At 71.6% G+C, this 17,612-nt stretch carries 1 protein-coding gene; it reads left to right on the top strand.

What is annotated here, in order from left to right; genetic code table 11:
* Positions 1-45: 45 nt before the first annotated feature.
* The gene (locus tag DMC61_RS27655; protein ID WP_125692512.1) at positions 46-17,610 is read left to right on the top strand and encodes a non-ribosomal peptide synthetase; all 17,565 of its coding nucleotides are present in this window, start codon (positions 46-48) and stop codon (positions 17,608-17,610) included.
* Positions 17,611-17,612: the final 2 nt, after the last annotated feature.

Genomic DNA, 17,612 nt, shown 5'->3' with positions numbered 1-17,612 from the left:
CCACCTCGGTGGGTTCGCTTGTTGTGCCTGGAAGGTACCGAAAAGATGACCGTGCTCGACACGACGGCCGCCCCCCGAGCCGAAAGAGCCGTCGCCCTGCCGGAACTGTTCGCCGCGCGGGTGCGCTCCACCCCGGACGCGGTCGCCGTGGACGGCCACGGTGGACGGCTGACCTACGCCGGACTCGCCGACCGGGCCGCCCGCCTCGCCGCCCGGCTGGTCCGGCTCGGAGTGCGTGCCGAGGACAGGGTCGGGCTGCTGCTCGAAAGGTCCGCCGAACTCGTCGTCGCCGAACTGGCGATCGTGCTGGCGGGCGGGGTCTACGTGCCGCTCGACCGGCGCGCCCCCGACGATCGCTCACGGCTCGTACTGGCCACAGCGGGCGTCTCGGTGCTGATCACGGACGAGCCGGAGCGGGCCGCGCGAATCCACAGTGGACGAATCGTCGTCGCGGGACGGCCACTCGCGCCGCCGGACGTGGTGCTTCCGCGTGTCGACGCGGATCAGCTGGCGTATCTCATGCACACGTCAGGGTCGACCGGGACGCCGAAGGGAGTGGCGGTCCGGCATCGGGATGTCGCGGCGCTGGCGGCCGACAGCCGGTTCGCGGGTGGCGCGCACCGCCGGGTCCTGCTGCATTCCCCGGCCGCCTTCGACGCGTCGACCTACGAGCTGTGGGTGCCGCTGCTCGGCGGCGGGACGGTGGTGATCGCGCCGCCGGGCGAGCCGGACGTGGAGATGCTGCGCGAGATCGTCGGCCGGTACGAGGTCACCTCGCTCTGGTTGACCGCCGGGCTGTTCCGCGTGGTGGCACAGGAGGCACCGGACTGTTTCCTTGGCGTGGAAGAGGTGTGGACGGGCGGAGACGTGGTCCCGGCGGCCGCCGTCCGCCGGGTGCTGGACGCCTGCCCCGGGCTCACCGTGACCGACGGCTACGGCCCCACCGAAACCACCACCTTCGCCACCTCGCGTCTGATGTCCACAAAGGACAGTGTGCCGGACCCCGTGCCGATCGGCCGCCCCTTGGACGGAGTCCGCGCCCACGTCCTCGACGAGGCCTTGAACGCCGTCCCGGCCGGGCAGGCGGGTGAGTTGCACCTGTCCGGAGCGGGGTTGGCCCGTGGGTACTGGGGCAGACCGGGCGCGACCGCGGACCGCTTCGTGGCCGATCCCGCAGTACCCGGCGGCCGGATGTACCGGACCGGCGATCTGGTGCGGTTCAACGACGACGGCGAACTGGAATTCCTCGGCCGGGCCGACGACCAGGTCAAGGTCCGCGGTTTCCGCGTCGAGCTCGGCGAGATCGAATCGGTGCTGGCCGCCGCGCCGGGTGTGGGCGAGGTCGTGGTCGTCGCCCGCGAGAGAAAGGCGGGCGTCAAGCGGTTGGTGGCCTACGTCGTGCCCCGGCCGGGCGAGGCGCTCGGCGAACTGGCGGAATCCGCAGCGGCGGTGTTGCCGGACTACATGGTGCCGTCGGTGTTCGTCGTCCTCGACGCGCTTCCCCTCAACGCCAATGGGAAGGTCGATCGCCGCGCCCTGCCCGCGCCCCCGGAAGAGAGCCGGACGGAAACCGAGCCGCGCTCGGAAACGGAACGTGCCGTCGCCGACGTGCTGGCGGGCGTGCTCGGAATGGACCACGTCGCGAGCGATGACGATTTCTTCGCTCTGGGCGGCGATTCGCTCCTCGCGGTGCAGGCGTTGTCGCGGCTGCGCCGGACCTTCGGCGTGACCTTGTCGGCTCGCGCCGTCTTCGACGCGCCCACCGTGAGCGGACTGGCGCGGCTGGTCGACGAGGCGCAGCCCGCCGGGAACGACGCGATCCCGGCCGCACCACCGTCGCGGGTGATACCGCTCTCGCCCGCCCAGCGGCGCCTATGGTTCCTCGACGAGCTGACCGGGGACAGCGCGGAGTACAACACCGCGGTCGGTCTCCGGCTTTCCGGACCGCTGGACGTCGGCGCCCTGCGCGGTGCGCTGGCCGCGCTCTGCGCTCGTCACGAGTCCCTGCGCACGACCTTCGACGAGGGTGCCCAGCGCATCGCCGACACGGCCGGGATACCGCTGCGCGTCGAGGAAACCGCCGCGGACGACGCCACGCTGGCGGCGGACCTGAGCGTCCCGTTCGACCTGCGCGGCGGCCCCCTGACGAGGGCCACGCTCTATCGCCAGGGGCCGGAGGAGCATCTGCTCGTCCTGTGCCAGCACCACATCGTCACCGACGGCCGGTCGATCGGCATCCTGACCGGTGAGTTGCTGGACTTCTACGCCGGGGCCACCCCGCCGCCGCTGGAGTCGGGCTATCGCGATTACACGCACTGGCGCCTTCAGACCGACGACGACGCTCAACTCGGCTACTGGCGTGCAGCGCTCGACGGACTCGAACCGCTCGCTTTCCCCACCGACCGCCCGAGGCCCGCCCAGCGCGGTACGGCCGGCGCGGTGCACCGCCACGATCTGCCCTCGGACCTCGTCCGCGGCCTCACCGAGGCGGGACGTCCGCACGGGGCGACGTTGTTCATGACCCTGACCGCGGCCGTGCAACTCCTCCTGTCGGCCTACGGAGGTCAGCGTGACATCGCCGTCGGCACCGCGGTCTCCGGGCGCGACCGGCCCGAATGGGAGCCGCTGACGGGGTTCTTCGTGAACACCCTCGTACTGCGCTCCCATATCGATCGCGCCCGACCTTTCCCGGAATTCCTGGCCGGGTTCCGGGAGACGGCGCTGGAGGCGTTCGCGCACGCCGATGTCCCCTTCGACCGCGTCGTCGAGGCGGTACAGCCGGAGCGCGATCCGTCGCGGACGCCGCTGGTGCAGGCGGTGGTCGTCCTGCAGAGCCCGCTGGTCCGCCCTCGTGAAATCGCCGGCCTGTGGGTTTCGGAGTACGACCTGCCCCGGCCGTCGGCCCGGTTCGACCTGGTCGTCGAGTTCTGGCCGAGGGAAGACGGCCTGCGGATCACCGTCGAGTACGCCACCGCGCTGTTCGACGGCGCGACGATCGAGCGGCTGACCACGAGCCTGGAAGCCCTCCTCGCCGGGATCGCCGCCGATCCCGGCCGTCCGGTGGGCGAGCTTCCGCTGCTCACCGAGACCGACCGCCGACTCCTTGCGTCGCCGGACCCCGCGCCGTCGACGACCATCACGCGCCTGTTCGACCAGCACGCCGAGCGGCATCCGCAGGCCCCCGCGGTGCTCTTCGGTGACGACCGCCTCGACTACGGCGAGCTGCGTGCCGAGGCCGACCGGCTGGCGGGGCGGCTGATCGAACTCGGCGTGCGCCCGGAAGACCGGGTCGGCGTGCTGATGGACCGCTCGGCCGACCTGGTGGTGGCGCTGCTGGCGATCCTCAAGGCCGGTGCCGCCTACCTGCCGCTGGACCTGCGTGCCCCGGCCGACCGCCTGCGCCTTCTCCTCGACGGCACAGCGCTTCTGCTCACCGACGAGACGTGGCACGGAACCGCCGCCACCGTCCACAGCGGACGGATACTGACGCTGCCCGCCACCGGGGACGCGGCCACGGTGACGGTCGAACCCGCGAACCTGGCCTATGTCGAATACACCTCCGGCTCCACCGGCGTACCGAAGGGCGTTGCGGTCCGGCACTCCGACGTGGTCGCGCTGGCCACGGATCCCCGGTTCACCGGCGGCGCGCACGAGCGCGTGCTGCTGCACTCGCCTCTGGCGTTCGACGCCTCCACCTACGAGCTGTGGGTTCCGCTCCTGAACGGCGGCACCGTGGTCGTCGCGCCGCCGGGGGACGTCGACGCGGAGGTCGTCCGCGACCTGACCGCGCGGCACGGTGTCACCGCCCTCTGGCTCACCGCCGGTCTTTTCCGGCTCTTCGCCGGTGACACGCCCGAGTGCTTCCGCGGCCTGCGGGAGGTCTGGACCGGCGGCGACGTCGTCCCGCCCGAAGCCGTGCGCCGCGTGCTGGACGGTTGTCCCGGTGTGGCGGTCGTCGACGGCTACGGACCGACCGAGACCACCACGTTCGCGAGCTCGTTCCGCATGACGTCCGCGGACGCGGTCCCCGAAACCATCCCGATCGGGACCCCGCTGACCGGGATGCGCGTCTACGTGCTCGACGACGGACTGCGGCCGGTCCCGCGCGGCGCGCTCGGCGAAATCTGCGTCGCCGGCCCGGGGCTCGCCCGCGGGTACGCCGGACGGCCGGGCGCGACGGCCGATCGGTTCGTCGCCTGCCCGTACGGTGCGCCCGGCGAACGCATGTACCGCACCGGCGACCGCGGGCGATGGCGTACCGACGGGACCCTCGAGTTCGCCGGCCGGGCCGACGACCAGCTCAAGATCCGCGGCTTCCGGGTCGAACCCGGCGAGGTGGAGCGTGCCCTCACCGCCCGGCCCGAGGTCGCGGAGGCGGTGGTCACGGCGCGCACCGGGTCCGGCCGCAAGCACCTGGTCGCCTACGTCGTGGCCACGGAAGGCTCCACAGTGGACACCGAGACGCTGCGCGATGCCCTGGGCCGGACCCTGCCGGACTATCTCGTGCCGTCGGCGTTCGTCGTCCTCGACGCACTTCCCCTCAACAGCAACGGGAAGGTCGACCGGCGGGCGCTGCCGGAGCCGGCCTTCGAGCCCGCCGCGAGCGGGGGGACGGCGCCGAGGACCGAGCGGGAAGCCGTGCTCGCGGGGATCTGGGCCGACGTCCTGGGGCTCGACCGGGTCGGTGTCGAGGACAACTTCTTCGCCCTCGGCGGCGACTCGATCCTCGGCATCCAGGTCAGCGCGCGGGCCAGGAAGAGGGGGCTGGCCATCACGACCGCGGACCTGTTCCGGCATCAGACCATCGCCGCCCTCGCCCCGGCCTTGACCGAGGTCGCCACGGCCACGGACCAGGGGCCCGTCACCGGCGACGTCGTGCCGACCCCGATCCAGCGCTGGTTCTTCGACACGATCTCCGAACCCGCCCGGTTCGACCAGGTCATCGCGGTCGAACTGGCGAACGGCACCGACGAGGCCGCGCTCGTGCTCGCCGTCGACGCGGTGATCGAGCACCACGACGCGTTGCGCACGACCTTCACCCACGACGGAGACCGGTGGCGACTGCGCATCGCCGGTGTCGAGGACGGACATTCGCTGCTGCGCTGGAAGTTGTCCGGTCCTCCGGAACGGCGCGTGCTGCATCTGTCCGCACACCATCTCGCCGTCGACGGCGTGTCCTGGCGGATCCTGCTCGACGACCTCGACCAGGCCTACCGGAAGGCCGATCTCGGGCCGAGGACCACTTCGTTCCAGGAGTGGGCGACACGCCTTTCCACCTATACGGAACAGGGCGGATTCGACGACGAACTGGAGCATTGGCGTGCGATCCCCGAGGTCGCGCCGATCCCGGTCGACGGGATCGGCACGAACACGGTGGGCCGGACCCGCGCGGTGACCGTGCGGCTGACCGCCGGGGAGACGCGGTCACTCCTGCGGCAGGTGCCCGAGGTCTACCGGACGCAGGTCAACGACGTGCTGCTCACCGCGCTCGGCCGGACACTGCGGGATTGGACCGGCCGGGTCCCGGTGATCGACCTGGAGGGCCACGGCCGGGAGGAACTGTTCGACGGCGTGGACCTGTCGCGCACGGTGGGCTGGTTCACCAGCCTGTTCCCGGTCGCGCTGGACGCTCCGGACGAATGGGGCCCCGCGCTCAAGGCCGTGAAGGAGCGGCTGCGCGCGGTCCCGCGACGCGGCATCGGTTACGGCGCGCTGCGCTATCTCTCCGGCACCGTGCCCGCCATCGACCCCCAGATCAGCTTCAACTACCTCGGGCAGTTCGAGCTGACCGGTGAGCTCTACACCGGCTCGCCCGGCGAACTGTCCTTGGCCGCCGACCCCGGCGGCGTCCGCCCCCATCTGCTCGACGTGGTCGGCCAGGTCACCGGCGACACGCTGGAGTTCACCTGGCACTACGCGGAAGGCGTGCACGAAGAGGTCACCGTGACCCGGTTGGCCGAAGGCATGCTGGAGAACCTGCGTGGACTCCTCGGGCACTGCGCCGAACCCGGCGCGGGCGGGCGGACGCCGTCGGACTTCCCGCTGGCGGGGCTCGATCAGTCCACTGTGGACGAGCTGGCCGGCGACGGCCGGGACGTGGAGGACGTGTACCCGCTGACGCCGATGCAGGCGGGCATGCTGTTCCACAGCCTGGCCCGGCCCGGCGATCGCAACTACTTCGAACAGATCACCTTCACCGTCGACGACGTTCCCGATCCCCGTGCGCTCGTCGCGGCCTGGCAACGGGTGGTCGAGCGGACCCCGATCCTGCGGAGCCGGCTCGTCTGGGAAGGGGTACCGCGTCCGCTGCAGATCGTGCGGCGTTCGGCGGAGATCCCGGTCAGCTGCCCGGACTGGTCCACAGTGGACGCCGAGGAGGCGTTGCGGCGGAGGTTGGCCGAAGACCTCGCCGAAGGGCTCGACCTGACCCGTGCCCCGCTGACGCGGCTGGTCGTCGCCAAGGAGTCGGCGACCTCGGTCCGGGTGATCTGGACGTTCCATCACGTGCTGCTGGACGGCTGGAGCGTGTTCAGTGTCCTGTCCGACGTCCTCGCCGTGCTGCGCGGTGAAGAACCGCCGGTGCGGCGCCCGTTCCGCGACTACGCCGGATGGCTCGCCGCCCAGGACGACGAAGCCGCCGAAGCCCACTGGCGGGCCGAACTCGCCGGGGTGACGCCGACTCCGCTGCCCGGCGATCGCGGCGCCCGCGCGCACGCCGCCAGTTCGTCCGCCCGGGTGCCGGTGGACTTCGACGACGCCACGACCGCCCGGATCAACGCGTTCGCGCGACGGCACCACCTGACGCTCAACACGATCGTCCAGGGCGCCTGGGCGGCGCTGCTGTCCCGCTACAGCGGCGAATCCGAGGTGTGTTTCGGCGCGACGGTGTCGGGAAGGCCGGTCGAGCTGCCGGGAGCGGACGACATCCCGGGCTTGTTCATCAACACCCTGCCGGTGCGGGTCCGGCTCGACGCCGGGCGCGGCCTCGTCGACTGGCTCCGGGAACTGCAAGCGGCACAGGCGGAATCGCGGCGGTTCGGCCATGTCGGCCTGCCTCGGTTGCAGTCCTGGAGCGACACCGGCGGCAGCCTCTTCGACAGCATCATCGTGTTCGAGAACTACCCGGTGGGGGACGTCGCCGGGGTGCGGGACGTCCGCGCGGCCGAACGCACCAACTACCCGCTCGGCGTCGTCGCGTACCCGGGCCGCCGGCTGTCGCTGATGCTGACCCACGACCCCGACCTGATCGGACCGGATCTGGCCCGGCGGCTCGCCGGGCACCTCGAAACGCTGATCCGTGGCTTCGCGGACACACCGTACGAGCCCGTGACACGGGTACCGATGCTGTCGGAGCCGGAGATCCGGCACCTGCTCCGCGAGCGCAGCGCCACCGTCCGGCGCATACCGGAAGGATCGGTGCCGGAACGGTTCGAGGCTCGCGCACGCCGGAATCCCGACGGGGTCGCACTGGTGACCGATGAGGAAACCGTCACCTACGGCGAACTCGACGTCCGGGCGAACCGTTTGGCGAACCGGCTGCGCGAGCTCGGCGTCCGCCCCGAAAACCGGGTCGCGCTCCTGATGGACCGGTCACCCGCCCTCGTTGTGGCCGAACTCGCGATCCTGAAGGCAGGCGGCGCTTACCTGCCTTTGGACCTGCGCGCGCCCACCGAGCGGTTGCGATTGCTCCTGAGCGAAGCCGAGGCGGACGTCCTCGTCACCGATGAGGTTTGGCTGTCCACCGCCGAGGAGATCCACGACGGCGCGATCGTCACGGACTCGGGTGACGCCCCCGAAGCCGCGCCCGTGGTGCCGGTCGACCCCGAGCAACTCGCCTACGTCATCTACACCTCCGGCTCGACCGGCAAACCGAAGGGTGTCGCCGCCCGGCATCGCGACGTCCTCGCCCTGGCGGCCGACCAGCGCTTCGCGGCCCACGACCGGGTGCTGTTGCATTCACCGCAGGCCTTCGACGCGTCCACGTACGAGCTGTGGGTGCCGTTGCTGAACGGGGGCACGGTCGTCCTGGCCCCGCCGGGGGAGCTCGACGTCCACACGCTCGGCCGGGTGATCGCCGCGCACGCCGTGACGGGAGTCTTCATGACGACCGGGCTGTTCCGGCTCGTCGCGCAGGAGGCCCCGGAGACGTTCGCCGGCGTGCGGGAGGTCTGGACGGGCGGCGACGCCGTCCCCGCCGTCGCGCTGCGCCGGGTCCGGGCCGCGTGTCCGCGGACCCTGGTCGCCGACGTCTACGGCCCCACCGAGACCACGACCTTCGCCACCGTGCACCCGCTGCCGGGCGAGGTACCCGACGTCGTGCCGATCGGGGCACCGCTGGACAACACCCGTGCTTACGTCCTCGACGACGGCTTGCGCCTGGTGCCGCCGGGTGCGCCCGGCGAGCTGCATCTCGCCGGGGCAGGGCTTGCGCGTGGCTATCTCGGACGGCCTGGGCTGACCGCGGACCGGTTCGTCGCGGATCCGTTCGGCCCGCCGGGGGAGCGGATGTACCGCACCGGTGACGTGGTGCGCTGGAACGACGAGGAGGCACTCGAATTCGTCGGCCGGGTGGACGAGCAGGTCAAGATCCGCGGTTTCCGCGTGGAACCGAGCGAGATCGAGGCCGCGTTGGGTGAGCACCCCGGCGTCGAGCAGGCCGCCGTGCTGGCCCGCGCGGACGGCGGGGTGAAACGGCTGGTCGCTTACGTCGTCGGCGAGACCGAAGGGCTTGGGGAGTTCCTGGGGCGGACCCTGCCGGACTACATGGTCCCGGCGGCGTTCGTCCGGTTGGCGAAATTCCCGGTCAATGTCAACGGGAAGCTCGACCGCGCCGCCCTGCCCGCCCCGGACTTCGGGGCCCGTGACCACGTCGCGCCGCGCACTGATCGCGAGCTCGTGCTCGCCGGGATCTGGGCCGAGGTGCTGGGTGTCGAACGGGTCGGGGCGACCGACGACTTCTTCGAACTGGGCGGCGATTCGATCCTCAGCATCCAGGTGGTGTCGAAGGCCCGGCGTGCCGGGCTGGAACTGCTGCCCGGCGACCTGTTCGCCCATCGGACCCCGGCGGCACTCGCCGCTGCGGCACGCAGCGCCGCCGAAACCGTCCGTCGCGGCCCGGTCAGCGGCGAGGTGCCGCTCACCCCGATCCAGCGGTGGTTCTTCGCGACCCAGACGGCTGATCCGGAGCACTTCCACCAGTTCGTCCGGTTAGGACCTGAGCGGATCGACCGAGCCGCGGCACGCAAGGCCGTGGACGCGTTGCTGGAGCACCACGACGCGCTGCGGATGCGGTTCACCCACGAGGACGGCTGGAAGCAGGAGAACGGTCCTGTCGGCGCCGAGACACCGCTGATCCGCCTCGACCTCTCCGAGCATGGCGTCACCCTCGCCGTGCACCACCTCGTCGTCGACGGTGTGTCGTGGCGGGTGCTCGCCGAGGACTTCGACCGCGGTTACGCCCAGGCGCTGCGGGGCGAGGCGATCGACCTCGGGCCGCGCACCACCTCCTTCCGGGAGTGGGCGATCAGGCTCGCCGAGCACACCGCCGACGGCGGATTCGACGACGAACTCGACCACTGGCACGGCCTGCCGGCGGACACCTCGATCCCGGTCGACGGCGAGGGTGAGGCCACGGTCGCCGCGATGCGCGAGGTCACCGTGCGGCTTCCCGAAGCGGAGACCGAGGCGCTGCTGCGGGAAGTACCCGCCGCCTATCGCACGCAGGTCAACGACGTGCTGCTCACCGCGCTGGGCCGGGTGCTGCGGGACTGGACGGGCAAGGTCCCGGTCATCGACCTCGAAGGACACGGGCGCGAAGATCTGTTCGACGACGTCGACCTGTCTCGCACGGTGGGCTGGTTCACCAGCGTCTTCCCGGTCGCGCTCGACGTCCCCGAAGGCTGGGGTACGGCACTGAAGTCGGTGAAGGAGCAGCTCCGGGCCGTGCCCCGGCGCGGGATCGGCTACGGCGCCCTGCGTCACCTGGCGGGGACCGCGCCGTCGATCGACCCGGCAGTGAGTTTCAACTACCTCGGCCGCTTCACCTCGGGCAGGCTGGAATCGGACGAGAGCGAGCTTTCGGCGCGAGCGCATCTGCTCGACGTCGTCGGCCGCGTCGAGTCCGGCGAACTCGAACTGACCTGGTACTACACCGAGGGTGTCCACCATGAGTCCACAGTGGACAGGCTCGCCGAGGCGATGCTGACGGCCCTGCGGGAGATCATCGCGCACTGCGCCGAACCGGAGGCCGGTGGGCGCACCCCGTCCGACTTCCCGCTGCTCGCGCTCGACCAATCCACAGTGGACGCCCTCGTCGGGGACGGCAAGGCGGTGGAAGATCTCTACCCGCTCACGCCGATGCAGGCGGGGATGGTGTTCCACTCGTTGTCACAGCCGGACGAGCGGCTCTACTTCCAGCAGGTCGGTTTCGTTGTCGAAGGTGTCGAGGACGTCGACGCGCTGGCCGAAGCCTGGCAGCACGTCGTCGACCGCACCCCCGTGCTGCGTACGAGGATCGCCTGGGAGGGCGTGCCGGAACCGGTACAGGTGGTGCGGCGACGGGTGACCGTCCCGGTCAACCGGCTCGACTGGCGCGCCCACTCCGCCGCGGGGCAGGAGCGGTTCTGGCAGGAGGTTCTGGCCGCGGACCGTGCCGAAGGGCTGGATCTGGACGGCGAAGTCCTGCTGCGGCTGACCCTGGCACGGCTTTCGGACACGGAAGTCCGGGTGCTGTGGACGTTCCACCATGTTCTGCTCGACGGCTGGAGCGTCTTCGGGGTGCTGTCCGATGTGTTCGCCGCCTACTCCGGGGCCGAACTACCGGAGCGGCCGCCGTTCCGGGATTACGTCGCCTGGCTGGACCGTCAGGACGACACCGAGGCGGAACGCCACTGGCGTCGCGAACTCGGCGACTTCACCGCACGCGGCCGGCTCACGGCGCAAGACCACACGAGCAGGTCGGCCGAGTGGCTGCGGGTCCCGGTCGAAAGCTCAGCGCGGCTCGCGAAAGCCGCGCGCACGGCGGGGCTCACGATGAACACCGTCCTGCAGGGCGCCTGGGCGCTGGTGCTGTCCCGGCTCACCGGGGAACTCGACGTCTGTTTCGGCACCACCGTTTCCGGTCGCCCGGTCGACCTGACCGGCGCCGACGACATCACCGGGATCTTCATCAACACGCTCCCGGTCCGCGTCACCACCGATCGGTCGCCGGTCGCGCGATGGCTGGCGGCGTTGCAGGACCGCCAGGTGCAGTCCCGCAGGTACGGGCATCTGCCGTTGACGAAGTTGCAGGCGTGGAGTGGTGCCGACGGCAGCCTTTTCGACAGCATCGTCGTCTTCGAGAACTACCCGATCGATTCGGCGACGCGGGACGGGCTGCGGTTGCGCGACGTCGATGCCGCCGAGACGACGAACTACCCGATCAGCGTCGTCGCGTCGCCGGGGGAACGGCTGAGCCTCGACGTCGGCTACGACCCCGATCTGTTCGACGCCGCGACGGCCGAGCGGATCACGGACCAGCTCGTGGGCGTGCTCGACGCCTTCGCCGAGGACCTGAACCGTCCGCTCGACAGCATCGACCTGCTCACCGACGCCGAACGGCTCCAGATCCTCGGCGACTGGAACGACACGGCGCATCCGCTTCCGGCAGGAAGTCTCGCCGAGCTCTTCGGACGGCAGGTCGCGCGCGCTCCCGGCGCGATCGCCCTCGTCGGCGACGGCGTGCGCCTGACGTACGCGGACCTGGACGAGCGCGCGGACCGGCTCGCCCGGCGGCTGGTGTCGCTCGGCGCCGGTCCCGAAACCGTCGTCGGCGTGCTCATGGACCGTTCCCCGGACCTGGTCGTCGCCGAACTCGCCGTGGTCAAGGCGGGCGCGGCGTATCTCCCGCTCGACACGAGGGCTCCCGCGCCGCGGTTGAAGACACTGCTGGACGGTGTGCCGATCCTCGTCACCGACCGGGCCCGCGCCGAGTCGTTGGTCCACAGTGGACAGATCGTCGTCCCCGACGGCCGGACGGCGGACGTGGCGCTGCCCGAGGCGGCGCCGGACAACCTCGCTTACGTGATGTACACGTCCGGTTCGACGGGCAGGCCGAAGGGCGTGGCCGTACGCCAGCGTGACGTCGTCGCGCTCGCCGCCGACCGGCGCTTCGCCGCGCACGAGCGGGTGCTGCTGCACGCTTCGCCCGCCTTCGACGCCTCCACCTACGAGCTGTGGGTCCCGCTGCTCAACGGCGGCACCGTCGTCGTGGCCCCTCCGGGAGACCTCGACGTGGACACCCTCCGGCGGGTCATCGCCGAGTACGAGGTCCACGGGGCGTTCTTCACCGCCGGGTTGTTCCGGCTGCTCGCCCAGGAAGCCCCGGAGACCTTCCGCGGGATGCGCGAGGTGTGGGCGGGCGGCGACGTCGTCCCGGCCGCCGCGGTCCGGCGGGTGCGGGAGGCGTGCCCGGGCACGGTCGTCGTCGACGGCTACGGTCCGACCGAGACGACGACCTTCGCCACCTCGCATCCGATTCCGGACGACGTCACCGGTCCCGTCCCGATCGGGAAACCGCTCGACAACATGCGGACCTACGTCCTCGACGCCGAACTGCGGCTCGTGCCACAGGGCGTGCCCGGTGAGCTGTACATCGCCGGCGCCGGACTCGCCCGCGGGTACTTCGGTGATCCGGCGCTGACGGCCGACCGGTTCGTGCCCGACCCGTTCGGCCCGCCGGGGGAGCGGATGTACCGCACCGGCGACCTCGTCCGCTGGAACCCGCGCGGGGAACTGGAGTACACCGGGCGTGCCGACGAGCAGGTCAAGGTCCGCGGTTTCCGGATCGAACCGGCGGAGATCGAGGCCGCGCTGACCGCGCATCCGGACGTCGGCCAGGCCTCGGTCCTGACCAGGGAAGACCACGGCGTCAAACGCCTCGTCGCCTACCACACCGGCGACGCGGACGGCCTCGCCGAGTTCCTCGGGCGCACCCTGCCCGACTACATGGTGCCCTCGGTGTTCGTCCGGCTCGACCGTTTCCCGTTGACCGCCAACGGGAAGGTCGACCGCCGCGCCCTGCCCGCGCCGGACTTCGGCGGCAAGTCGGCCGGGACCGCGCCCACGACCGAGGCCGAACGCGCGCTCTCCGCGATCTGGTCCGACGTGCTCGGCGTCGCGGACGTCGGCGCCGAGGCCAACTTCTTCGAACTGGGCGGCGACTCGATCCTCAGCATCCAGGTCGTGTCACGCGCCCGCCGCGCTGGGCTGACCTTGCTGCCTCACGACGTCTTCCGGCATCCGACCCTCGCCGCGCTGGCCGCCCACGCCGGTGGCGACGCCGGGCCGCGCGCCGAACAGGGGCCGGTCACCGGGACGGCGCCGCTCACCCCGATCCAGCACTGGTACTTCGACGGCCTGCCGGACCGGTTCGACCAGCGAGTGGTGCTGGAATTCACCGAAGAGGTGGACGAGGCCGCGCTGCGCCGTGCGCTGGAAGCCGTGTGGGCTCAGCACGACGGGCTGCGGCTGCGATTCGCACGCGACGGCGTCCAGCACGGCGAACCGGTGTGGCCGGCTGAGCTGCTCACCGACGAGATCGCCTTCGACCTCGGACGCGGGCCGTTGCTGGCCGCGGTGCTCGACGGGCGGCGGCTGACCCTGGCCGCGCACCATCTCGTCGTCGACGGCGTCTCCTGGCGGATCCTGCTGGAGGACCTGGAAGCCGCCTACCGCGGCGGCGAACTCGGGCCGAAGACGACGTCGTACCTGGAGTGGGCCAGGCGGCTGGCCGAGCACGCCGAGTCCGGCGGTTTCGACGACGAACTGGCTTACTGGCGCGGGATCCCGGCGCCGCCGGCCGAGGCGGTACCGGCCACGATCGCCGACACCGGCGAGGTGGCGGTCCGGCTCACCGCCGAGGAGACCAGGGCGCTGCTCCAGGATGTTCCCGAGGTCTATCGCACGCAGGTCAACGACGTGCTGCTCGCCGCGCTGGGCCGGGTGCTGCGGGACTGGACAGGACAGACCCCGGTGATCGACCTGGAGGGACACGGGCGCGAAGACCTGTTCGACGACGTCGACCTGTCCCGCACGGTCGGCTGGTTCACCAGCATGTTCCCCGTGGCGCTCGACGTCCCGGACGACTGGGGCGCCGCGCTCAAAGCGGTGAAGGAACAGCTACGGGCGGTGCCGCGGCGGGGCATCGGGTACGGCGCCCTGCGCTATCTCACCGGTACCGCGCCGGCCATCGATCCCCGGATCGGCTTCAACTACCTCGGCCGGTTCGACGACGCCGAGGCGGGCGCGTTCCGGACCGGCGCGCTCGACGCCGACGTCGACCCGGCCGCGCCCGCGGGCCACACGCTCGACATCGTCGGCCGTGTCGTTGCCGGGAAACTGGAGCTGACCTGGGCGCACGTGGAGACCCGGCACGATCGCCGCACCGTCGAAGAACTCGCGGAGCGGATGCTGGCCGCGCTGCGTGAGATCATCGCGCACTGCGCCGCACCGGAAGCCGGCGGCCGCACGCCGTCGGACTTCCCGCTCGCCACCCTCGACCAGTCCACAGTGGACAAATTGGTCGGCGACGGCCGGACGGTCGAGGACGTCTACCCGGTGACGCCCATGCAGGGCGGGATGCTGTTCCACGGCCTTTCCCAGACGGCGCAAGGCATGTACGTCGAGCAGGCGACATTCGTCCTCGAAGGTGTCACCGACCTCGACCGGCTCGCCACGGCGTGGCAGCGGGTCGTGGACCGTACGCCGATCCTGCGGACGGCGTTCGTGTGGACCGGCGTCGAGGAGCCGCTGCAGGTGGTACACCGCGAGGTACGGCTGCCGATCCGCGTGCTGGACGGGACCGGTCACGATCTCCAGCGGCTCCTGGCCGAGGACCGCGAACAAGGGCTCGACCTCGCGGAGGCGCCGCTGATGCGCGTGGCGCTCGTGCGGTTGTCGGAGACCGAGGTCCAGGTGCTGTGGACGTTCCACCACGCACTGCTCGACGGCTGGAGCGTCTTCCACGTCCTGTCCGACGTCTGTGGCGCCTACGCCGGGCAGACGCGGCCCACGAGGCCGCCGTTCCGGGACTACCTCGCGTGGCTGGGCGGCCTCGACCGGACCGACGCCGAACGCTTCTGGCGTCGCACGCTTTCCGGGATCGACGGGCCGACACCCGTTCCCGGCGATCGGGCGCCCGCGGCCGGGCATGTCGCCTGTTCGTCCGAGTGGCTGCCTGTGCGCCTCGACGAGGCGGCGACGAGCGGGCTCGACGGGTTCGTCAAACGCCACGGCCTCACGCACAACGCGGTCCTGCAAGGGGCCTGGGCCTTGCTGCTGTCGGCTTACAGCGGCCACGACGACGTCGTGTTCGGGTCCACCGTGTCCGGCCGCCCGCCCGAGGTGACCGGTGTGGACGCGATCACCGGCATCTTCATCAACACGCTGCCGGTCAGGGTCGGGATCGACCGTGGTGCCCGTGTCGCCGAGTGGCTCGCGGATCTTCAGGCGGGGCAGGCCGAGGCGCGCCGTCACGGACATCTTCCGCTCGCGCTGGTCCAAGGCTGGGCGGAGCTGCCCGGGGGAGTGAACCTCTGCGAGAGCCTGGTGGTGTTCGAGAACTATCCGATCACCGGCGCCGAGGCCGGGCACGGCCTGACCGTGCGCGATCTGTCGGCACGAGAGACGACGAACTTCCCGCTGACGGTCGTCGCGTCGCCCGGTCGTGAGCTGAACGTCGACCTGGGCTACGACCCGGCCTTATTCGACGCCGAAACGGTGAGCCGGCTGGCCGGTCACCTGCTCACCCTGCTCCGGGAACTGACGGTGGACGGCGCTCGGGCGATCACCGACGTGTCGATGCTGACCACGGAGGACGAACTGCTCCTGGCGCGATGGACGGAAACCGGCACGGCGGCCCCCGCCCGGTCGCTGCCGGACCTCTTCGCCGAGCAGGTCCGCACCCGGCCCGACGCGGTGGCTGCCGTCCTCGACGGCGAACCGGTCACGTACGCCGAGCTGAACCGGCGGGCGAACCGGCTGGCCAACCGCCTGATCGGGCTCGGCTTGCGCCCGGAGGAACCGGTCGGCCTCGCCACGAGCAGGGCGGGCACCGTGGTGGCGGAACTGGCCGTGGTCAAGGCGGGTGGCGCGTATCTGCCGATCGACACCCGCGCCCCGGCGGAACGGCGGCAGGTACTGCTCGAAGGTGTGCGGTTCGTCGTGTCCGACACGGACTACCCAGATGCCATCCGGCTGTCCTCAGTGGACGGCGAGCCGGACGGTGATCCCGCCGTCGTCGTCGATCCCGGCCGGCTGGCGTACGTCATGTACACCTCGGGGTCCACCGGCACGCCGAAGGGCGTCGCCGTGCGGCACCGTGACGTCGCGGCCTTGGCCGGGGACAGCCGGTTCAGCGGCGGTGCACACGAACGGGTGCTGCTGCATTCCCCGGCGGCCTTCGACGCGACCACCTACGAACTGTGGGTGCCGCTGCTCACCGGCGGCCGCGTCGTCACGGCCCCGGACGGCGGCCTCGACGCGCACCGGCTGCGGACCTTGATCCGCGAGCACGGGCTGACCGGGATGTGGGTCACGGCGGGCCTGTTCCGCGTGCTGGCGCAGGAAAGCCCGGACTGCTTCGCCGGACTGCGGGAGGTGTGGACCGGCGGCGACGTCGTGCCCGCCGAGGCGGTGCGGCGAGTGCTGGGTGCCTGCCAGGCGCTGCGCGTCGTGGACGGCTACGGCCCCACCGAGACGACGACGTTCGCCACCGCCCATCCGATGGACGAGACGGTTCCCGACCGGGTCCCGATCGGCACACCGCTGGACGGGATGGTCGCCCGCGTGCTGGATCAGGAGCTGCGCCCGGTGCCGCCGGGAATGCCGGGCGAGCTGTACCTCGCCGGCTCGGGTCTCGCTCGCGGCTACCGCGACCGGCCGGGGCTGACCGCCGACCGGTTCCTCGCGGCCCCGGGCGGGCAACGGATGTACCGCACCGGCGACGTCGTCCGCCGGACCCGAGCGGGCACCCTCGAATTCCTCGGGCGGGCGGACGATCAGGTGAAGCTGCGCGGGTTCCGGGTCGAGCCGGGTGAGGTCGAGGCAGTGCTGGCCCGGCATCCCGCCGTGGCGCAGGCGGCCGTCGTCGTTCGCGAGGACCAGCCCGGTGCCAAGCAACTCGTCGCCTACGTCGTGTCGGAAGCCGGGCAGGACACACTCCGGGACTTCCTGGCCGATCGGCTGCCGGACTATCTGGTGCCGTCGGCGTTCGTCGCGCTGGACCGGATCCCGGTCAGCGCCAACGGAAAGCTCGACCGCAAGGCCTTGCCAGCGCCCGCCGCGCCGGAGACGGGGTACGTCGAGCCGGAAACCGAAACCGAACAGGCGCTGGCCGCGATCTGGGCCGAAGTACTCGGCGTGGAGCGGGTCGGCGCCGAGGACAACTTCTTCGCCCTCGGCGGGGATTCGCTGCGGAGCCTGCACATCGCGGCCAAGGCGGGCGCCTTGTTCGCCGTCCGGCTGACCCCGGCCGACGTCCTGACCGCGCGCACCGTCGCGGGGCTGGCCGGGACGGTCGAAGAACTCATCTTGGGCGAGCTCGAGAGCCTCGCCTCCGAAACGGAAGCGTGAGG

Source organism: Amycolatopsis sp. WAC 04169, from assembly GCF_003947535.1.
GTDB lineage: Bacteria > Actinomycetota > Actinomycetes > Mycobacteriales > Pseudonocardiaceae > Amycolatopsis > Amycolatopsis keratiniphila.
This window is presented reverse-complemented; position numbering and strand designations above follow the sequence as displayed.

Bases quoted from the DNA above. Each gene is read 5' to 3' on its own strand.
- DMC61_RS27655 (WP_125692512.1), top strand. From the start codon at position 46: ATGACCGTGCTCGACACGACGGCCGCCCCCCGAGCCGAAAGAGCCGTC.